Genomic DNA, 21,729 nt, shown 5'->3' with positions numbered 1-21,729 from the left:
TCTAAGAAGGCGCGCAAGCGCCTTTTTTGTTGCACGTTTTGCGCGTACAATAATGCTAATATTTGTCATTCCAAGTCTATCTTATGTCTGCTGCAACCTTTACTGATCTTCATCTAGACCCTTTATTACTCAAAAGCCTTGAGCTAACTGAATACCAAACTCCTACAGCAATTCAGCTACAAACAATCCCACTCATTTTGGCAGGTCATGATGTCATGGGAAGTGCGCAAACAGGTACCGGTAAAACAGCTGCCTTTGTATTGCCTTTATTACATAAATTAATCACAAGTGATAAAAAAGATGAGCAAGGCACTGTAAGAGTTTTAATTTTAACGCCAACCCGAGAGCTTGCTCAGCAGGTATTTGCTAGTTTCGAAAAATATGCACAAGGGTGTGATATCAAAGGTGCCCTAGCATATGGCGGAGCCAGTATTGGCCCTCAAGTCAAAGCGATGAAAGAGGCGCAAGTGGTGGTTGCAACCCCTGGGCGGTTACTTGATCACATTATCAAAGGCAGCATTACATTATCAAGCGTAGACTCGCTGGTATTTGACGAAGCTGATCGCATGCTCGATATGGGCTTTATTGACGAGATTAAACGTATTTTGCGCCATGTGCCACGTGACCGTCAGACTTTATTATTTTCAGCCACCTTTGATGATAGCGTGTTTGAATTGAGTAAAAAATTACTCAAGGACCCTAAGCTTGTTGAAGTTGATAAACGCAACTCCGCTGCCGTAGAAGTGGAACAAGTGATTTATGCCGTTGATGAAGATCGTAAGCGAGAGCTGGTCTCCCACATGATAGGTATGAAAAACTGGCGCCAAGTACTTATTTTTACGCGTACAAAACAAATGGCAGACAAGTTAGCCAAAGAAATGTGTAAAGACGGGCTTAAAACGGAGTCTATCCACGGCGATAAATCACAAGGTGCGCGTGATAGAGCACTGCAAAACTTTAAAGAGGGGACCACTCGTGTGCTTGTTGCAACGGATGTTGCTGCGCGAGGATTAGATATTGTCTCATTAAAGTATGTGATCAATTTCGAGCTCCCTTATATAGCTGAAGATTACGTTCACCGAATTGGTCGAACGGGCCGAGCGGGTGAGCAGGGCCTTGCAATGTCATTAGTAAGTCTTGATGAGCAGTGGCTTCTTGAAGAGATTGAAGTCCTTTTAGATACTCGCCTAACGCCACAATGGCTGGCAGGCTATGAACCTGACCCAAACAAAAAGCCTAAAGATAACCGTAAAAATACGAATAAATCGCGAAAAGACCGTGATAAAAAACGAATTTTAGGTAAAAAAAGTTCAAACCGCCGCCGATAAGTCTTTTATACTTAATTTTAAGTAGTCAGCGCGGGTGCCCAGTATGTTTAAAGCTAATCAGTGGATGTTCTCAGAAAAAGATAATCATATATCTTTACAAAAGTGGCAGAAAACAGTCGATTTAATGACTGAGCTGTTTTCTGCTCCTGCGGGTTTTATTGTGCAGTCTGTTGATAAAGGTTATCGGGTAGTGATTGCCAGCGAACAGCAAGAAAACCCCTATGATGCAGGCACCTTTATACCCAATGATGTAAATATATTTTGTAAAAAAGTGGTCACAGACAATAGTGCGCTCTATGAGAAGCATGCTAGCAAAGAAACGCATTGGCTTGATAACCCCGAAGTCGTTAAAGATGGTTTTGAGTCATACCTCGGTTTGCCCATCCATTGGCCCGATGGTGAGGTGTTTGGCACATTATGTGTAATGGATTTCGAACCGACAGATTATCAACGCAACTATTTAGAGTTAATCAAGCAACTAAGAGACATGGTCGAAGATGACTTAGAGATGGTTAATAGTTTCGTGCAAATGCGTGAAATTGCCATGCTAGACCCGTTGACGAATATTTATAACCGCCGTGCATTGAGTTTACTGGCTCAACAAAAGATTAACTTGGCTAGGCGGTTGGGCTTTGATGTATGTTGCTTGTTCATAGACATTAATGACTTTAAAAAACTAAACGATCGTTTTGGTCATGAAGTGGGTGATAATGCACTGATTACATTGGCTGAAACATTGCGAATGCGTTTAAGGGATGCCGATATCATTGGCCGTTTAGGTGGTGACGAGTTTATCGCGGTGATTCAGATTACCGACAAATCACTTATTGACAATGTGCTTAATAAAATATGCGACGGCTATAAAACTGCATTAGCTGAAAAAGACTTACCACGTTTAAGTTTAAGTATTGGCTATAGCTTTAGCTCTGTGCAAACAGAGCCCTTTGAGGTATTGCTAGATAAAGCAGATCAAGACATGTATAAAAACAAACAAGCACTGAAACTCTCAAATGAGTGAGTAATGCTTGCTGCATTGTTAGGGTCTGTTGACCTTTCAAGGTTAAATTTACAGCAGTCTGTTTGGTGTTTAGGCAAGGCAGCACCTATGTGGTGTGGTTGTTCCCCATAAGTAGGTGATAACGCAGCATCAATGCCAAACAGGCGCTGCCTTTCGGGTTCTGCCTAGGGGCGATTTACTCTTTGTTACCTACATGGATGTAGGTAAGGGGCGTTAGCAGGACGCGCAAGCTTTGCTCGGTTTTGACTTAGTCCACTAGGTTACAAGCCTCGCGCCGCGATTACATCGCTCCTAGTTTGAACAAATTTCAATCCGTAAAGGTCAATAGACCCTAAGCTATTTGCTTTTCGGCTAGATTTAATTCCATCGTTGCTTTTAACAAGCGATAAAGGTTAATTGATGCGTCAATTTCTTCTTTACGGTTTGTTAAACTTTCAATATTTAATCCAAGTGGTACATCCAAATGAGCGCAGCTTTGTAAAATCAAATCTAAGTTTTCACGACAAATACGCACCGACTCACTCAACGGGTTATGTGAATCCAGCATGCGCCATTTTGTGGCCTCAGGTACAGAAATCCCTAACCACTGCATAAAATCTAACGTTTTTTCACTGCCACATGGGGTAAAAGTCAGTATGATTCGTTGTGGCTTTATAACTTGTGCTTTGCAGCTGCGTGCATAACTGGTGATTAAATCAATAGTGGCTTGGGCATTGTAAACAGCTTGAGAGATAAAAAATTTGCACCCTTGTGCGGTTTTTTCAAGTAAGCGCTCGTGTTCGTTGCGTTTACTGGCGTGGCGCTCAGCAATAGTCACGCCACCTAAAAAGAAGTCATCCGATTGTTGCTCTAAAACTTTATAGGCATTTGGTAAGCTTAGCTTGATATCACCTTCAGATGAAGGGCTGCCTACCAGTACTAAGTTTTTTAAATCAAACTGGGTCTTAGTTTCATGTAACCAGGCTTTAAATTCTTCCTCGCCACGCTGTGCAACACTTTTATAAGTGATCACATCTTGAGCGGATAAATTACGCAATAAGTGGCTGTATTCTCTTGGATCCACAGTCTGTTTAAATGGAAAAGGACGAGGCTTATCAGTACGGCTGCTTTCATCTTGAATATCATAAATAATCACACCGTCGTATTCAATTTCATGCAAACGACCTAATAGCTTTTGAGCAATGGTTTCAAGCTGGGCTTTATCGGTACCAATGCGCGGTGGTGTGGTGCCAATTAAGTAAACACCCTGATTGGTGTCTTCAATTTTCTCTTGTAATGATAAAGCCATAATCCTCATTCCAGCCAATTAACTTTCTATATCAGATAATATAGCAGCCATTTAGACGTCTAGATAGATTTTTTTAATGAAACTTTCTCAATGTGTATGAATTTATCTCATGTTTCTTCTGGTTTTAGGTACGGGAAATACACAACTGTTTACATAAATCATTGGCCAAGGGGTCTTATATTTCCTCACTTTGTTGCATAATCGAAGTGATGTAGACATATTTATAACTAAAAAAATATTCAACTAACAAGGGATAACAATGAAATTTAAATTATTAGCAACGAGCCTAGCCGTTACGCTAGCACTGAGCGGGTGTGCTAGCAATGAAAGTACAACCATGGTTAAAGAAGTTGAAATAGAGCAAAACTCTGTAAACACAGCAAACGACCGTGTTTTTTCACAAGACTACGTACTAGAAGAATTAGATAACGGTTTACGTGTGATGATTGTTAAAACCGATTATCCAGATGTTGTTTCATTGCAAATCCCTGTATCAGTCGGTTCACGCAATGAAGTAGAAGCGGGTAAAACAGGTTTTGCGCACTTTTTTGAACACATGATGTTTAAAGGATCTGAAAAGTTCCCTCAAGACGTGTATTCAGATATTTTAAAAAATTCAGGCGTTGATAACCGCGCTTATACAACTAATGATTACACTAACTATCACCTAAACTTCTCGAAACAGCACCTTGATAAAGTACTCGAAATTGAAGCCGATATTTTCCAAAACTTAAAATATTCAGAAGAGCAATTTCGTACTGAAGCATTAACCGTTAAAGGTGAATACCTTAAAAATAATGCCAGCCCTATCCGTAAGTTACTTTCAGCTGTGCGTAATGAAGCATTTGAAAAACACACATACAAACACACTACAATGGGCTTTTTCGAAGACATTGAAGCCATGCCAGATCAAATGGCGTATGGTAAAGAGTTCTTTGAGAAGTTTTACAAACCTGAATATGTTTCATTAGTTATTGTGGGTGATGTTGATACAAAAGAAACCATGGCAATGGTTAAAAAACACTGGGGTAACTGGCAAAAAGGCGACTATGTTGCTGATATTCCAAAAGAGCCAAAGCAACAAGCGGCTAAGTACATCCATGAGAAAAATGAAGGGTTACCTGGGCATTGGTTACTTGTATCTTACAAGGGCACAGCTTGGCAGCCAGAAATAAAAGACCGCGCAGCATTGGATTTACTCTCGCAGCTTTATTTTTCAAATAACTCAGCGCTATACCAAGAGTTAGTAGTTGATAAACAAATTGCCAGCCAATTGTTTACTTATAACCCAGATACAAAAGATCCGGGCTTACTACATGTATTTGTAAAAGTAGAAAACGAAGAAGACTTAGCTAAAGCGCGTGATGCAATTAATGATACGTATGCAAAAGCGCGTACTGAGCTTGTAGATAGCCAAAAGCTTGCTGATTTGAAATCTAACTTAAAGTACAGCTTTATTAATGGCCTTGATTCATCTCAGTCGATTGCATCAACACTTGCAAGCTATATGCACTTTGAGCGCGATCCAGAAGTGATTAACCAACTTTATGCAACCGCGGATAGTATTACTGCCAAAGATATTCAAGATATTGCTAACAAGTACTTTGTTGACAGTGGCCGCACAACGGTAACCATGTCGGCACTTGATAAGATAGCCGGTTTTGAAAAAGAAGTTGACCTAAATACGCTAGTTGCAAGCAAGCAAACAGTCAAAGAGCGCCACTTTAATGTGCTTGATAAGACCAATAGCTCACCATTGATTGACGTTAATTGGCTATTCCACACAGGTGCAGCAGCTGATCCTAAAGGTCAAAAAGGAGTTGCTGCACTCACAGCTGCAATGCTTGCACAAGGTGGCTCTGAGTCTAAAAGTTATAATGATATCAAAAAAGCACTGTATCCATTAGCCGGCAGCTTTGGTTATCAAATAGATAAAGAAATGATTTCATTGCAAGGGCGTGTCCATAAAGATAATGCCGCTCAGTGGTACGCATTGGTGAGTGAGCAATTACTTAATCCTGGTTTTAGAGAGGATGACTTTAAACGTTTAAAGAAAGAGTTGATTGACGGTATTAAATCGGGCCTAAAAGCTTCAAACGATGAAGAGCTTGGTAAAGAAGTGCTTTATCATAAGCTTTATCAAGATCACCCATATGAAAGTTACAACTATGGTGACTTGTCAGATCTAGAAGCATTAACACTTGATGACGTAAAAGCGTTTTATGCCAAAGAGTTCACTCAGGCTAAATTAACTGTTGGTCTAATTGGCGCTGTACCTGAGTCTCTAAAAACCACCATGTTTGCTGATTTAAGCGATTTACCGAAAGGGGAGGAGAGTCGTTTATCAATTCCTGATGCACCAGAACTTAAAGGGCATCATGCCACTATTGTTGAAAAGTCAGCGCAATCAACAGCTGTTTCATTTGGTTTCCCAATTGATACTATTCGCAGCAGCGAAGACTGGACCGCACTTTGGTTAGTACGTTCGTACTTTGGTGAGCACCGTAGCTCTAACTCATATTTGTATGAACGTATTCGTCAAACACGTGGTATGAACTATGGTGATTATGCGTATATCGAGTACTTCCCACGAGGTATGTTCCAAACAAAACCGGATGCTAATTTAGGTCGTTCAGAGCAGATATTCCAAGTTTGGTTACGCCCATTACGTTCAAATAACGATGCACACTTCGCAACACGTACGGCTTTATTTGAACTTGATAAACTGATCAAAAATGGCATGACTGAAAAAGATTTTGAGGCAACGCGCAATTTCTTAATTAACTTTGTGCCGCAAATGGTTGCAAGTCAAAACCGCCAGTTAGGGTATGCGCTTGATAGTGAGTTTTATAACACTGAAACGTTTGTTAAATACGTAACCAGCCAGCTTGAAAAGCTAAGCCTTGCTGATGTAAATCGCGTAATAAAAGAAAACTTACAAACAGACGATATTCAATATGTATTTATCACAGGCGATGGTAAAGATATGAAAAAACGCTTAGCGTCTGAGCAAACATCACCTATGGTGTATAACGCAGAAAAACCAGCAGAGCTTGTTGCTGAAGATAAAGTAATCGCTGATTACACGTTATCTATTCCTGCGAAAAACATTGAAGTGTTGGCTGTAGACAAGGTATTTGAATAACAAATATTTAGATAACTAAGATGTTTAATTAAATGCCCCAAATTTGGGGCATTTTTATAGCATTGCGCCAACCTTTATGCCTAACCCAAACAGTATGATAGCGCTGACGATAATTACTAAAGTGATATGACCTCGCGTTTGTTTTGTCATGACTTAAACTCCTTTATTTCATAATTAAGAATACGGTGATCATGCCAAGTGCAAAGCTTGCAAAAGATGAGATTGCTATCACCGCCGTTATCTTTTGTTTATTAATAACCTGTGTTTTAGAGTCAGGTGCTGCGACCTCTTCAAGTCGTATCAATTCACCTTGGCGAACCTCCAATACAGCACACAAGGCCATGGTGGTTTCTTTCGACGCTGCGCCTTCTTTTTCTACCCGTTGAATAGTTCGTAAACTCACGTCACAGGCATCTGCGAGCTGTTGTTGAGTCCAATCTAGCTTTTGCCTTAATGTTCTCACTGTTGTGGGATTAAGTTGCATACTAAAATTTCCCCAGTAAAAACTCTAAAATTGTAATGAGTAAGTAGCCGCCAATGAGTCCACCCAAAAAGCAGCCCGCAAGAACTTTTAGCGACGTTTTTGGATTGTTAAATAGTGATGATTGTTCGTAGCTTTTTACGAGCTTTTTATTTTTAAATAGTGAGCACTGAAGTTTTCCGGTCAAGATATTCAGCATTTCAAATTTAACACTAAATGTATTACCTGATAGCTCAAATTGGTGTTTACTTGCTACATTAATGTTTCGTTTTTCACTAACAAGCTCATCATTGATATAGACTTCTTCTTTACCTGTGAAGTAGCTACCAAAACAGGCTATTTGATCATCGCCATCTTGAAAGTAAAATTTATAACCCAGTTTTTTAGTATTTAGTATGTCGTTATTCATCATCATTTATCCTTGTTGAGTTGATGATGCTAATTTAGCGATTATTTTTATTATTTACGCCGTCAGTTATATGCCAATGGCTATATTGTCATATGACATTACGACTGTCATGTGCTGTTAACTCCTGAATTAAATGGAATTTTATTTTTTTAATACTTAATTTGCTTTTTATTGTTTGTCATAGGGTGCTGATAAGTTTGTTCATAAGTAATGGGATTAACTTTGTTATATCTAATAGCCAGAACAAATAATGACAGTATTAACACATCAGTCATTAAATCCGTTAAACTTACCTAAAGCACATTTATATTTTATTTAAGGCCGTCCTATGCGTCATGAAATTTGGCAACAACTTCGTTCTGAAGCAAATGAAGTTGTCACGCGTGAACCTTTATTAGCAAGCCATGTTTACTCATGTATTTTGAACCACGAATGTTTAGGTTCGGCGTTAAGCTTTATTGTGGCTAATAAATTAGCTGATGCGGTTGTATCAGCATTCACCATTAGAGAACTATTTGACCAAGCCTTTGTTGATTGTGACCGAATGTTGACCCACGTTGCAAATGACATAAAAGCAGTTAAAGATCGTGACCCAGCTGCCGATACTTACTTAACAGTCATTTTAAATTTAAAGGGTTTTCATGCAATACAAGCACATAGACTTGCCCATTGCCTCTGGCGTCAAAACCGCAAAGAACTCGCGCGGTTTATTCAAAGCCGTACCTCAGAAGTATTTGGCGTTGATATCCATCCTGCTTGTAAAGTCGGTCATGGTATTATGTTTGACCATGCAACTGGCATAGTAATAGGGGAAACGGCGGTAATCGAAGACAACGTATCCATTCTGCAATCTGTCACGCTGGGTGGTACTGGTAACGAAAAAGGTGACCGCCACCCCAAAATTCGCGCTGGCGTTTTAATTGGTGCTGGAGCAAAAGTACTTGGCAACATAGAAGTCGGTGAAGGGGCTAGAATTGGTGCAGGCTCAGTTGTACTAAGCCCGGTACCGCCGCATACCACTGCTGTCGGGGTTCCTGCTAAAATAGTTGGTCAGCCAAACTGTCCCTGTCCAGCAGAAAGCATGAATCAAAACTTTTTAGAAGCAGAGCCTGTGAACGAATCGCACACTAGTGCTATGTTATAAATGCCGTAAAGGAATTACCGCGTAATGATAAAAAATAGCCCGTTGCCTTTATTACTCGCCTTTATTACGGGTATTATTATAGCTTCAGGCTATTTTTTGCTTACCGCTCCTTTTGAACAAAGCATTGAGAAAAAACATATTCAATCAATTTCAAAAGCATCATTAAATAGGTCAGAACCCACCCAAACAGTTGCGTTGGCTGATACTGAAAAATCTGTACAGCAAACTGAAATTAATAGTAATAATGATAATGCTAACGTTACAGAGCAATTACAGCTGCAAGTTGTTGCTTTAAAGCGTGAGCTTGCAACACAAAAAGCTGCAGTGAAAAGTTATCAAAAACAACTACAAGGCCCTTCTGATTTTGAGCAAATGCTGCTTGATAAATTTGACCAGCAAAAACGTGATGAGGAATGGGCTTACCGCACTGAAGTTGCCTTACAGGATTTTTTGATAACAGCCGACTTAACTATTGCCCCTGAATTAGTCAGTGCTGAGTGTAAAACCTCAGTGTGCAAGTTTGAACTTGTCGCGCCGCAAGGCAATGAAGAGTTTGATCACAGGCAATGGCGAGAATTAAACGATAAGTTAGTGAAGCAAGCGTTTTGGCAACAATTTAAAACCAGCACTTCTACATCGAGTGACGATGATTTTAAATTGTTGCTCAGCACAGAGCAGTAATTTTTAGTTAGTCTGAGACTCAATGGTGCCATCGGCCAGCTCTGTAATTAAAATATCACCAGAGTTAACCTGTGTTACCGACTTAATCACTTTACCTTGTTTTGATTTAGTAATGCTATACCCGCGCGCGAGCACATTTAAGGGGCTGACTGAGTCTAATCGACCAGCTTGCATCGCAAGGTTATTTTTAGCACTCCCCAGCTGCTGTTGCATTGCTTGTTGTAATCGCGCTTGCAGCTGTTGCAATTGATGATCCGCTTGCGAAAGCTTTCTATCGGGGGAGCGCTGTAACAAACGAGGCTTTAAGTTAGCTAAACGGCGCTCTTGCTGATAAAGGCGTTGCTGCATGGCATTTTGCAGTGCAAGAGTGAGCTCATCTAAGCGTTGCGCTTGCTGAGTAAGTTGGTTGCGAGGGTGGCAAAGTGTGAGTTTATGCTCCAGCTGCACAGCAAGTCTACGTTTATCAGCCACTTGGTGTTTAAATGCATTCGCTAAGCGATTAAGCATTTGCTGAACTTGATTTGTTAACTCAGCACTGTTTGGGCTAACAAGCTCTGCGGCTGCACTGGGGGTTGCTGCACGTATATCGGCAACGTAATCACTGATTGTGGTGTCGATTTCATGGCCGACGGCACTAATAATTGGCAGTTCGCTTGCAAAAATGGCGTGCGCAAGCTGCTCGTGATTAAAGCACCATAAATCTTCTAATGAGCCGCCGCCACGGCCAACTATGAGTACATCGACTTCATTACGAATATTCGCGAGGGTTATTTTATCAATTAACTGTAAATGCGCGTCTTTACCTTGCACCATGGCAGGGTAAATTACCACCTCAAGTTGTGGAGCGCGGCGCTTGAGTACCGTCAATATATCTTTGATTGCAGCCCCAGTAGCGGAGGTTACCACTCCCACCCGATGCACAACATTAGGTAACGGTTTTTTATGCACAGAGCTAAACAGCCCTTGTGCTGCAAGGCGCATTTTTAATTCATCAAATTCTTGTTTTAACTGACCTTCACCAGCGGCTTCCATATGCTCAACAATTAATTGATAATCACCACGGGGCTCGTACAAAGAGACCCGTGCTCGCACAGTCACTTGTGCGCCATTTCCAGGACGATAACGTTGGTTACGATTATTACCGCGCCACATCGCGGCTTTTACTTGAGCACGGTCATCTTTTAAAGTGAAATACCAATGACCTGATGCGGGAGTTATAAAATTTGAGATCTCCCCCGTTAAAATTAACGACGCAAATCCTTGCTCGAGCACTGTTCTTATTTCTCGATTTAGCCTGGAGACGGTATAAATCGTTTGCTGCTTTGAAGTTATGGCCATAAAACGAACCTTAAAAACGCTGATAGGGGTATTTTATCATAAATATTTGCTAAATCTTATTTACTCATGCCGATAACGCTGATAAAATTTGGCCGCAATTCCTTATACAAGATCCACATGTGAGAAGTTGCCAAAATGCTTAGAATTGCTAAAGAAGCTCTTACCTTTGATGACGTACTTTTAGTACCAGGTCATTCTACTGTTTTGCCACACACGGCAAATATTTCAACTCGCTTAACGCGTGGTATCAAACTTAACTTGCCGCTAGTTTCAGCATCTATGGATACTGTTACAGAAGCTCGCTTAGCGATTGCTTTAGCGCAAGAGGGCGGTTTAGGTTTTATCCACAAAAACATGACAATTGAAGAACAAGCTAAAAACGTACGTAAAGTTAAAACGTACGAAGCGGGCATTGTTTCTTATCCTGTTACTGTTACAGCGGATTTAACCATTGCGGATGCAGTTGCACTTTCTGAAGAAAAAGGTTTTTCAGGTTTTCCGGTAACGGATGCTGATAATGGCCTTGTTGGTATCGTAACCAGCCGTGATATGCGGTTCGAGACGAAACTTGAGCAACCAGTTTCAACTGTTATGACTAAAAAAGACAAGCTTGTTACCGTAAAAGAAGGTGCAGCACGCGAAGAAATTTTAGGCTTAATGCACGAACACCGTATCGAAAAAATTCTTGTTGTTGATGATGCCTTTAAGCTAAAAGGTATGATCACAGTAAAAGATTACCAAAAAGCACAAGACAAGCCAGATGCATGTAAAGACGAGCAAGGCCGTCTGCGTGTTGGTGCAGCTGTTGGTGTTGGCGCCGGAACTGATGAGCGTATTGCTGCATTAGTTGAAGCAGGCGTAGATGTATTGCTCATTGATACTTCACACGGCCACTCTCAAGGTGTTATTGACCGCGTAGCGGCAACACGCCAAGCATTCCCAGATTTACAAATTGTTGCAGGTAACGTAGCAACAGCTGAAGGTGCGATTGCCCTTGCTGATGCGGGTGTTGATGCAGTTAAAGTAGGTATCGGCCCAGGCTCAATCTGTACGACACGTATCGTAACCGGTTGTGGTGTACCACAAATTACGGCTATTTCTGATGCTGTTGAAGGCCTTAAAGGTCGCGACATTCCAGTTATTGCCGATGGCGGTATTCGTTTCTCAGGTGATATCGTAAAAGCATTAGTTGCTGGTGCATCATGTGTCATGGTTGGCTCTATGCTAGCGGGTACTGAAGAGGCACCTGGCGAAGTTGAGCTTTACCAAGGTCGTTACTACAAATCATACCGTGGTATGGGCAGCTTAGGTGCGATGGATCAAAAAGAAGGTTCATCAGATCGTTACTTCCAAAAATCTAATCAAGCTGACAAGCTAGTTCCTGAAGGGATTGAAGGTCGAGTGGCTTATAAAGGCCCAATCGCAACCATCATTCACCAACAAGTGGGCGGCCTGCGCAGTGCAATGGGATTAACCGGTTGTGCCACAATTAATGAGCTAAACACTAAACCACAGTTTGTACGCGTTACTTCGGCGGGTATGGGTGAATCGCACGTTCATGATGTGCAAATCACTAAAGAAGCGCCTAACTACCGCTTAGGTTAATCTACCTAACGTATTGAAATTACCGGGCCAGCATTTGCTGGCCCTTATTTATAGTCATTCAGGTTACCTGAATGCCAGTTCTTGACTAACGAGACCCTCAATGAGCAAAGACATTCACGATTCACGAATTCTTATTTTAGACTTTGGTTCGCAATACACGCAATTGATCGCCCGCCGTGTGCGAGAAATTGGTGTTTACTGTGAACTGTGGGCATGGGATGTCACGGAAGAGCAAATCCGTGAATTCAACCCACAAGGTATCATTCTTTCTGGTGGCCCTGAGTCAACAACCCTAGAAAACAGCCCGCGTGCTCCTGAGTATGTATTTAATGCTGGTGTGCCAGTGTTAGGTATTTGCTACGGTATGCAAACAATGGCAACACAACTGGGTGGTCGTGTACACAGCTCTGACAAAAAAGAGTTTGGCTACGCCCAAGTTGAAAAAGTAGGTGACTGTGCATTATTTGATGCCATTGAAGATCACATTACTGATGGCGGTAATGGCGTACTCGACGTATGGATGAGCCACGGTGATAAAGTAATGGAAATTCCAGATACGTTCACTACTACAGCTAAAACATCTACATGCCCGCATGCGGCAATGTCTAACGAAGAAAAGCGTTTTTATGGCGTTCAGTTCCACCCAGAAGTAACACACACACATCAAGGTCAGCGTTTATTAGAACGTTTTGCAATTGATATCTGTGGCTGTGAGAAACTGTGGACGCCAGCAAAAATCATTGATGACGCCATCGAGCGTATCAAAGAAACTGTTGGCGATGACGAAGTTATCTTAGGCTTATCAGGCGGTGTTGATTCATCGGTTGTGGCGATGCTTATTCACCGCGCAATAGGCGATCGCCTAACGTGTGTGTTTGTTGATAACGGTTTACTTCGTTTAAACGAAGGTCAGCAAGTTATGGACATGTTTGGTAATAAGTTTGGCCTTAATATTGTTAAAGTAGATGCTGAAGACCAGTTCTTAGCGGATCTTGCGGGCAAATCTGACCCTGAAGATAAGCGTAAAGCAATTGGTCACACATTTATTAACGTATTTGATGAGCAATCTAAAAAGCTTAAAAATGCGAAGTGGTTGGGTCAAGGAACTATCTACCCGGACGTAATCGAGTCTGCTGCATCTGCGACAGGTAAAGCGCACGTGATCAAGTCTCACCACAATGTGGGTGGCTTACCCGATGATATGGCGATGGGCTTAGTTGAGCCACTACGTGAATTGTTTAAAGACGAAGTACGTAAAATTGGTTTAGAGTTAGGCTTACCGTACGACATGCTTTACCGTCACCCGTTCCCAGGACCTGGTTTAGGCGTGCGTGTACTGGGTGAAATCAAGAAAGAGTATTGTGATTTACTTCGCCGCGCAGACGCTATCTTCATTGAAGAGCTTCACAAAGCAGAGCTATACCACAAAGTAAGCCAAGCGTTTACTGTATTCTTACCGGTTAAGTCGGTAGGGGTTATGGGTGATGCACGTAAGTACGATTGGGTTGTTTCACTTCGTTGTGTAGAAACCATCGACTTTATGACAGCGCGTTGGTCACATTTGCCGTATGAATTCTTAGGTGTGGTTTCAAACCGTATCATTAATGAAATCGACGGTATCTCACGTGTTGTTTACGATATTTCAGGTAAACCACCTGCAACTATCGAGTGGGAATAACAGCTAAGCGGTTTTCCTAATTGATTAAAAAACGGCGAATTAGCGTGCTTATTCGCCGTTTTGTTTATTTAAAAAGCAAACAAACCAAAAAGTTGATTTTTTACTTTACCTTTAGCGAAAGGTCTCTATAATTCATCGTCATTGCAGGGGCGTAGTTCCAATTGGTAGAACAGCGGTCTCCAAAACCGACGGTTGGGAGTTCGAATCTCTCCGCCCCTGCCATTTCTTCTTTACATCGTTTTTATTACTTCTTATATTGTTCCAGTGTTTAAATCTACTGAGTTGTTATGCATACACGTTACGCAGCTATTTTTGGTATAGAAAACCTCGAACTGAATCAGTATTTTCGTAGTGAAACTGCGCAATATGATAGTGCGGATACTCACCAAGAACAATCAGCCGAAAAAAGCCCAGTGGCAGAGTCGAAAAGTAACATACTTGAACTTAACGCTGTGTTGTTGGCCGATCTAAATCGAGCCGTTTCGCCACACACGATTAATCATGTGATCCAAGCAGAAGCTATAAACTGGCTTAACGGCACGTTGAGCTTACCTTCAGCACAGCTTAAATCTGAACATAAACGTGCGCTGTGGGCGCTGATGAGCGATAAACTTGATAATCTTTAAAACTGTTACTGAAGCTTCAATCGATGCGCTGATGGAAATCGAGAGTGCATGTCATAGCCATCCATGGACACTAAGCACCATGAAATCCTGTTTATCGGGGCGTTATTTTAATTTAGCAGCTTTCATCGGTCCTGATATGGTGGGGTTTTACATTGGTGAAAAGGCAGGGCCTGATTTTACCCTGATGGATATTTGTGTGATGCCTAAATATCAAGGGCGGGGCATAGCAAAGCAATTGCTTGAGAAGTTTGTCGATTACAGTGAGCAACACAGTGCTGAAAATCTGTTTTTAGAAGTCCGAGAAACAAATACACGTGCGATTAAGCTTTATGAGCGAGCAGGGTTTAGTGAAATGTCTGTACGTAAAAACTATTACCCTAGTGATGACCCTACAAAAAATGGCCATGAAGACGCCATCCTAATGGGAATGACTTTGCTTTTTGGATAGTGAGTCGTGGTTTATTGTGTATTTTATTGCTTCAATTAAGCTTAGAGCCAAATAATCTCGGCGGTTATGATCCGTATCTCTGCCCCGTAAATTATCTTCAAGCTCTGCTGCAGCATGGTGAATATTGCTAAACCCAAAGCAGCCGGCACTGCCTTTTAAATTATGAGCCAGTGCTCTTAGCACCTCCCACTCTCCAGCTTGGTATAACTCATTAACTTGCGCTAAATGTTCAGGTAGTTTTGAGCGATAATTTTCATTTATCTGTTGAAACTTTTCACTATTTAGTAAGCTATCCCATTTGTTTTGACTGTCTTTTTCGATATGTAAGTATTTAACAAGAACATTCTCTAGTGCATCTTTATCAATCGGTTTGGCTAATGCTTCGTTGCAACCGGCTTTTAAATAAGTATCAATATCATGTTTCATCACATTCGCGGTGAGTGCAATAATAGGGCCGTCGTAGGCTGCGTGGCGAAGCATTTGAGTTGCCTCTAAACCGCCCATAACAGGCATTTGCATATCCATAATGATGACCTGATAATCGTTAACTAACGCCATTTCTACAGCTTCAGCGCCGTTGTTAGCTATATCAGGGTCTAACCCCCAGGTTTGCAGTAGTAATGTGATAAGCACTTGGTTATCAGGGTTGTCTTCAGCGACCAGTATATTTGCGTCAAAGCTATTTGATGCGAATGAAAGTAGAGTGTCTTTTTCTGGCTTTAACTGACTGAGCTCCGTCAGCATTGGGGGTTGGCTTTGTTCAGGCAAGTTACACGCTATTTTTACATTAAAACAACTGCCCATCCCCGGTGTACTTTGTACGTATACGTCTCCGCCTAGTAATTGCGCTAAATTTTTAGAAATACACAGTCCCAGTCCTGTGCCACCAAAGCGGCGAGTGGTTGTGGCATCAGCTTGTTCAAAAGGCTTAAAAACACGTTCTACTTCATGCTCCGACATGCCTATACCACTGTCTTTAATGGCAAATTCAATTAATTGCGAATTTGGTTCATAAGTAATATCTAGTTTTATTAAACCTTGCTCGGTAAATTTAACCGCGTTGCTGGCAATATTAATCAATATTTGCTTTAACCGCGTTGTATCAGAATTAATTATTTTGGGTAAAGGCAAATGGTAGTTGATTTCGCATTTGAGGTTTTTTTCTTGCGAAAGGGGGCGAATAATCGAATCAATGTCGTGCACTAGCTGCACAATATCTAATGGCTCTTTTTCAACAGCAAGTTTCTCTGCTTCTATTTTCGAAAGATCCAATATATTGTTAATTAACTCTAATAGATGCTTAGAGTTACGTAAAATCGTGGCTAAATGTAGCTCGTCAGAGCTCGCTTCTTTACTGTGTAAAAGCTGCTCTGTAAAACCCATAATTGCTGTTAAAGGTGTGCGAATCTCGTGGCTCATATTCGCCAAAAAGCGACTCTTAAGTTGGTTTGCTTGTTCAGCTTGCGCAATGGCAGACTCAAGCTGGCTATTCATTGTTTCGAGTGCTCGGGTTCGGCTTTCTACTTTATCCTCAAGGTGATGCTTGTATTCTTCAAGTTCGTCTTGATAATGACGTATTTGGTTTACCATGTGGTTAAAGTCGTTAAACAACACACCCACTTCATCGTTATTATGAGCGGGTAAATACACAGATAAATCACCATCGCCAACTCGATGGCTGGCAGCTCCTAATGATTCAATCGGGTTGAGTAATAGATTACGAACAACAATAAAAATCAGCATAGGTAAAGTGATAACAGAAATGATAACTATCAGAGCAGTAATCAAACTGATTGCTTTACCTGATTGATAAAGCAAAGCCTTCGGAATGGTTGAGACATAATAATAACCGCCGCTCATTTGTACGGCGTAAATCATACGCTCTATTTTATCTATGCTGGATAACTCGATGGTAGAAAGTTTACCTAAGTCAGCAAGATTATGAATTTGCTTAAGCTCATACTCACTAATAAATTGGCCACGCTTATTGTAGTCAGAACTAAATAAAATTTTACCGTCTTCTGTTAACAGCAGGTTGAGCGTGTTGTTATACGGTGCTTCTAGAATGCTTGTATTCAAAATAGAAGGTTCAACATGCAATATAATAAACCCTAATTGTTGGGGCCGTTTTAAATAATAATCAGCACTGTAAACGCGCTGTATGAAATACAGGCTGGTTGTACCATCGTGTTTTTGCACCATAAATTGTTGCTGGCGCAGGTTGCTTTGTAATACACGCGAGAAAAATGGGTAGTCTGTAGGGGGGGTATTTAAATTACTTGAGTAGTACGCTTTACTCTTTCCATTTGGAGAAACAAGATTAACGCTAATTATATCTGGGTAAGCTTCAGAGTAGCTGGCGAACACATCCATCAGGTCACCAAGTTGAGACGTATAGTTCCCATTGCTAAGCATGTCATCAGCAAGAAAATCACTCAATACTGGTGAGGTAGATAAGAGCTTTGAAGTTGAATGAAATGAATCAATGTAGTTAAACATTTTTTGTTGTTGTTGTTCAACAAATCGACTCACTATAAGCTCAGCTTGTTTTTGGGTTGAGTTGGTTACATTTGTTAATGTAAAGCCCCCTAAAAATAGCAATGGCAAGATCACAAGTGGAGTGATATACCATAATAATCTTATACTTAGCTTACTGGTTTTCATGCCCAAACAAAATATCCTCCATGTAATCTTACAATAGTATGCCGTAGGGAAAAATTACACAAGTTTAGTGCTGATCGTACCTATTTTGTTGAGGTTAAGTAAATTCTCAAATGTCGTTAATTACTTGCAATCGTTGCTTTTTTGGCTTGCACAAACAAGGTATAATGTTAGTAATTCTATTTTATACCTACAATGCACAACAAACGCCTTCGTTTTGGCATGTTTAGCTGTGCCTTGTTATGACTTAAAGCGGCTTACATGTCTAATTTATCTAGTGAAATTAATAAACGACGCACCTTTGCGATCATCTCTCACCCGGATGCGGGTAAAACCACCATTACTGAAAAAGTACTTCTATTCGGACAGGCAATTCAAAAAGCCGGTACGGTAAAAGGTCGTGGCTCTAATCAACATGCTAAATCTGACTGGATGGACATGGAAAAAGAGCGTGGTATTTCAGTAACCACTTCTGTAATGCAATTTCCATATAATGAGCGCTTAGTTAATTTACTTGATACGCCAGGGCACGAAGACTTCTCAGAAGATACTTATCGTACATTGACTGCGGTAGATTCATGTTTAATGGTTATCGACGCTGCAAAAGGTGTCGAAGACCGTACTCGTAAATTAATGGAAGTAACGCGTTTGCGTACGACGCCGATCGTTACTTTTATGAATAAATGTGACCGTGACATTCGTGATCCAATGGAATTATTGGACGAGGTTGAAACAGAGCTTAACATTGCCTGTGCGCCAATCACCTGGCCTATTGGTTGTGGTAAAGAGTTTAAAGGTATTTACCACATTCACCGTGGCGAGACTATTTTGTATAAAACAGGCCAAGGCCATACAATCCAAGAAGTACGCAGCATTAAAGGGCTTGATAACCCAGAGTTAGATGAAGCCATTGGCGGCGAACTTGCAGAGCAATTGCGTGAAGAGCTTGAGCTGGTAATTGGTGCATCACATCAATTTGACCTAGATCTGTTCTTAGCGGGCGAGTTATCGCCTGTGTATTTTGGTACAGCACTAGGTAACTTTGGTGTTGACCACGTATTAGATGGTTTGACGGAGTGGGCACCTACGCCATTACCTCGTGAAACTGAAGATCGTCAAGTAATTGCAGATGAAGATAATTTCTCAGGTTTTGTTTTTAAAATACAAGCTAACATGGATCCAAAGCACCGTGACCGTATTGCTTTCATGCGTATCGTATCGGGTAAATATAGCCAAGGCATGAAAATGAATCATGTGCGTATTGGTAAGCAGGTGAGTATTTCTGACGCAGTGACCTTTATGGCGGGCGATCGTGAACGAGCCGCTGATGCGTACGCGGGTGATATAATAGGTTTGCACAACCATGGCACGATTCAAATTGGTGATACCTTTACCCAAGGCGAAAAGCTGAAATTTAGCGGTATCCCTAACTTTGCCCCTGAGTTATTCCGTCGTATCCGTTTAAAAGATCCACTTAAACAAAAGCAATTACTCAAAGGTTTAGTGCAGCTTTCAGAAGAAGGTGCAGTGCAAGTATTTAGACCGCTAATTAACAATGATTTGATTGTTGGTGCAGTAGGTGTATTGCAGTTTGATGTGGTTGTTGCTCGCTTAAAAGCTGAATACAACGTAGATGCGATTTACGAAGGCGTGAATGTAAATACCGCTCGCTGGGTAAGCTCAACAGATGTTAAAAAGTTTGAAGACTTCAAGCGTAAGTGTGAAAGTAACTTAGCGTTGGATGGCGGTGATAATTTAACTTACATCGCCCCAAGCCGTGTAAATCTTAACTTATCAATTGAGCGTTACCCTGAAGTGACGTTTAACCACACGCGTGAAAACTAAACTCAAAATTTAAATAATGCCCGCAATAGTGGGCTGATAAAGGTAACAAATTACATGAACATTCGTACTTTATTAATTGATAAAGCCATTGCGGCAATGACTGCAGCGGGCTTACCGGCTGATACTAATCCTGCGGTTACGCAAAGCACACGCCCACAATTTGGTGATTACCAAATTAATGGCGCGATGGGTGCAGCGAAAAAAATGAAAAGCAATCCTCGTGAGCTTGCACAAAAAATTATTGATAATTTAGATGTCAGTGACATCGCCGATAAAACAGAAATCGCAGGCCCGGGTTTTATTAATATTCATTTAAAGCCTGAGTTTTTAGCAAGCAGTGTTGAAGCCGCTAATCAAGATGCAAAACTAGCTGTTGCAGAACACGCGCAGCCAAAAACCGTTGTAGTTGATTACTCATCACCAAATCTAGCCAAAGAAATGCACGTAGGTCATTTACGTTCAACAATTATTGGTGACTCTGTAGTACGTGCACTTGAGTTTCGTGGTGACAAGGTTATTCGTCAAAATCACATGGGTGATTGGGGCACGCAATTTGGTATGTTGATTGCTCACTTAGAAGATCAAATAAACCAAGGTGTTGACTTAGATAGCGTAGCACTTGCTGATTTAGAGACCTTTTACCGTGACGCGAAAAAGCGTTTTGACGATGAAGAAGGTTTTGCTGATAAAGCCCGTGATTATGTTGTTAAATTACAAGGTGGCGATGCACATTGTGAAAAACTATGGAAGCTGTTTATTGCCACGTCAGTTAAGCACTCTGAAGAAGTATACAAACGCTTAAATGTAACACTTACGGCCGATGACATCATGGCTGAAAGTGCCTACAACGCTGAGCTAAACGATATTATTGCATTGCTGAAAAATAAAGAAATTGCAGTTGAATCCCAAGGCGCACAAGTTGTATTTTTAGATGAGCTGGCAAATAAAGATGGCGAACCATCGGCGTTTATCGTGCAAAAATCAGGTGGCGGTTTCTTATACGCAACCACGGATTTAGCAGCGTGTGACTATCGCTCAAACAAGTTAGGCGCCGAGCGTATCTTAATCTTTGTTGATGCGCGCCAAAGTCTTCATTTTAATCAAGTAGAGCTAACTGCCCGTAAAGCAGGCTTATTGCGTGATGAAACCAGCTATGAGTTTTGTCCGTTCGGCACCATGATGGGTGAAGATGGCAAGCCATTTAAAACACGTACTGGCGGCACAGTAAAATTAGCTGATTTACTTGAAGAATCAATCACTCGTGCAAGTGCAAAATTAGCTGAGCGGATCTCTGACTTTAGTGAGCAGGAGCGTAGCGAAATTGCTCGCAAAGTAGGTATTGGCGCGGTTAAATATGCAGACTTATCTAAAAACCGCACCAGTGATTATATTTTCAATTGGGACAGCATGCTTAGCTTTGAAGGGGCAACCGCACCTTACTTGCAATATGCTTACACCCGCGTACGCAGTATATTTCGTAAGTCAGGTGTAGATTCAGCGAGCCTAAGCGCAGATGTTGCTATCATTGAACCACAAGAAAAAGCACTTGCTCTTAAACTTCTTCAGTTAGAAGAAGTCCTTGATCAAATGATCAGTGAAGCAACACCACACGTATTGTGTAGTTACTTATACGAATTAGCTAGCTTATACATGACCTTCTACGAAGCGTGTCCAGTACTTAAAGAAGGCGTAGAGCCAACTATACGTGACAGCCGTTTAGTGTTGTGTAATTTAGTGGCTGATACATTGCGCACAGGCTTAGATCTGTTAGGTATCGAAGTCATGGAGCAAATGTAATCTGCTGCGCGTAGTTCGCTTTAGCTGCGTTAATGAGTTTATTTAGCCTAAGTCACATACCAGATACGTATGCTCCTTGGCATAAATAAACTCATTGCCTTGCTAGTGCTCCTACACTTGCAGATATGTAGTTTGGCATTGAGTTACTAACCCTAATTACATACACCACGTATGCTCATAGGGCTCATTCGAGTGTCCGCCTTGTCGTAGGTTGGGTTGAGAGCAACGAAACCCAAC

General features: G+C 41.2%; 16 protein-coding genes and 1 tRNA gene. 12 read left to right on the top strand and 5 right to left on the bottom strand.

Going from position 1 to position 21,729, the window contains the following annotated elements:
* The first annotated feature begins 83 nt into the window (after window positions 1-83).
* A complete protein-coding gene (locus CSC79_RS06000) occupies window positions 84-1,328 on the top strand; it encodes a DEAD/DEAH box helicase (protein WP_099294929.1) in 1,245 nt (414 codons plus the stop codon).
* Window positions 1,329-1,371: 43 nt separating this feature from the next.
* Window positions 1,372-2,346 (top strand): sensor domain-containing diguanylate cyclase, encoded by a 975-nt coding sequence (locus tag CSC79_RS05995; RefSeq protein ID WP_099294928.1) that lies wholly within the window; start codon window positions 1,372-1,374, stop codon window positions 2,344-2,346.
* Window positions 2,347-2,677: 331 nt separating this feature from the next.
* Here CSC79_RS05995 and CSC79_RS05990 read toward each other — a convergent pair whose 3' ends face one another.
* Window positions 2,678-3,634 carry a hypothetical protein gene (locus CSC79_RS05990; protein ID WP_099294927.1) on the bottom strand — a complete coding sequence of 319 codons (957 nt, stop codon included), beginning with the start codon at window positions 3,632-3,634 and terminating at the stop codon, window positions 2,678-2,680.
* Between the two features lie 259 nt (window positions 3,635-3,893).
* Between CSC79_RS05990 and CSC79_RS05985 the strand changes: the two genes are divergently transcribed.
* Window positions 3,894-6,779, top strand: coding sequence for a pitrilysin family protein (locus CSC79_RS05985; RefSeq protein WP_099294926.1), 2,886 nt, complete (start codon window positions 3,894-3,896; stop codon window positions 6,777-6,779).
* A gap of 163 nt (window positions 6,780-6,942) precedes the next feature.
* Here the strand turns inward: CSC79_RS05985 and CSC79_RS05980 are convergent, their stop codons facing one another.
* Window positions 6,943-7,263, bottom strand: coding sequence for a helix-turn-helix transcriptional regulator (locus CSC79_RS05980; protein ID WP_099294925.1), 321 nt, complete (start codon window positions 7,261-7,263; stop codon window positions 6,943-6,945).
* A gap of 1 nt (window position 7,264) precedes the next feature.
* Complete coding sequence (locus CSC79_RS05975) at window positions 7,265-7,669, bottom strand: hypothetical protein (RefSeq protein WP_180270397.1); 405 nt, start codon at window positions 7,667-7,669, stop codon at window positions 7,265-7,267.
* A 328-nt stretch (window positions 7,670-7,997) separates the two neighbouring features.
* On the opposite strand from CSC79_RS05975, the gene cysE reads away from it, so the two are divergent.
* Complete coding sequence (gene cysE, locus CSC79_RS05970) at window positions 7,998-8,813, top strand: serine O-acetyltransferase (protein ID WP_099294923.1); 816 nt, start codon at window positions 7,998-8,000, stop codon at window positions 8,811-8,813.
* Between the two features lie 24 nt (window positions 8,814-8,837).
* Window positions 8,838-9,494 (top strand): hypothetical protein, encoded by a 657-nt coding sequence (locus CSC79_RS05965; RefSeq protein WP_099294922.1) that lies wholly within the window; start codon window positions 8,838-8,840, stop codon window positions 9,492-9,494.
* Between the two features lie 3 nt (window positions 9,495-9,497).
* On the opposite strand, the gene xseA is transcribed toward CSC79_RS05965, so the two are convergent.
* Window positions 9,498-10,832 (bottom strand): exodeoxyribonuclease VII large subunit, encoded by a 1,335-nt coding sequence (xseA, locus tag CSC79_RS05960; RefSeq protein ID WP_099294921.1) that lies wholly within the window; start codon window positions 10,830-10,832, stop codon window positions 9,498-9,500.
* Between the two features lie 135 nt (window positions 10,833-10,967).
* On the opposite strand from xseA, the gene guaB reads away from it, so the two are divergent.
* From guaB to rimI, 5 genes are all read left to right on the top strand, one after another.
* Window positions 10,968-12,437 carry an IMP dehydrogenase gene (gene guaB / locus CSC79_RS05955; protein ID WP_099294920.1) on the top strand — a complete coding sequence of 490 codons (1,470 nt, stop codon included), beginning with the start codon at window positions 10,968-10,970 and terminating at the stop codon, window positions 12,435-12,437.
* Window positions 12,438-12,537: 100 nt separating this feature from the next.
* Window positions 12,538-14,115: a glutamine-hydrolyzing GMP synthase gene (gene guaA / locus CSC79_RS05950; RefSeq protein ID WP_099294919.1), complete on the top strand. Its 1,578-nt coding sequence runs from the start codon at window positions 12,538-12,540 to the stop codon at window positions 14,113-14,115.
* A gap of 145 nt (window positions 14,116-14,260) precedes the next feature.
* A tRNA-Trp gene (locus tag CSC79_RS05945) sits at window positions 14,261-14,337 on the top strand.
* Between the two features lie 65 nt (window positions 14,338-14,402).
* A complete protein-coding gene (locus tag CSC79_RS05940) occupies window positions 14,403-14,741 on the top strand; it encodes a hypothetical protein (RefSeq protein WP_099294918.1) in 339 nt (112 codons plus the stop codon).
* The gene (gene rimI / locus CSC79_RS05935) at window positions 14,728-15,189 is read left to right on the top strand and encodes a ribosomal protein S18-alanine N-acetyltransferase (protein WP_180270394.1); all 462 of its coding nucleotides are present in this window, start codon (window positions 14,728-14,730) and stop codon (window positions 15,187-15,189) included. The genes CSC79_RS05940 and rimI overlap by 14 nt, the downstream gene beginning before the upstream one ends.
* Here the strand turns inward: rimI and CSC79_RS05930 are convergent.
* Window positions 15,160-17,853 (bottom strand): hybrid sensor histidine kinase/response regulator, encoded by a 2,694-nt coding sequence (locus tag CSC79_RS05930; RefSeq protein WP_099294917.1) that lies wholly within the window; start codon window positions 17,851-17,853, stop codon window positions 15,160-15,162. The genes rimI and CSC79_RS05930 overlap by 30 nt on opposite strands.
* A 258-nt stretch (window positions 17,854-18,111) precedes the next feature.
* On the opposite strand from CSC79_RS05930, the gene prfC reads away from it, so the two are divergent.
* Both prfC and argS read left to right on the top strand, forming a co-directional pair.
* Window positions 18,112-19,695 (top strand): peptide chain release factor 3, encoded by a 1,584-nt coding sequence (gene prfC, locus CSC79_RS05925; RefSeq protein ID WP_099294916.1) that lies wholly within the window; start codon window positions 18,112-18,114, stop codon window positions 19,693-19,695.
* 54 nt (window positions 19,696-19,749) lie between these two features.
* Window positions 19,750-21,492 carry an arginine--tRNA ligase gene (argS, locus tag CSC79_RS05920; protein ID WP_099294915.1) on the top strand — a complete coding sequence of 581 codons (1,743 nt, stop codon included), beginning with the start codon at window positions 19,750-19,752 and terminating at the stop codon, window positions 21,490-21,492.
* The last annotated feature ends 237 nt before the right edge of the window (window positions 21,493-21,729 follow it).

Source organism: Pseudoalteromonas sp. 3D05 (assembly GCF_002723455.1).
In the GTDB taxonomy this organism is placed as follows: Bacteria; Pseudomonadota; Gammaproteobacteria; order Enterobacterales; family Alteromonadaceae; genus Pseudoalteromonas.
Note: the sequence above shows the minus strand (reverse complement) of the source record. Positions and strands in the feature narration are given on the sequence as shown.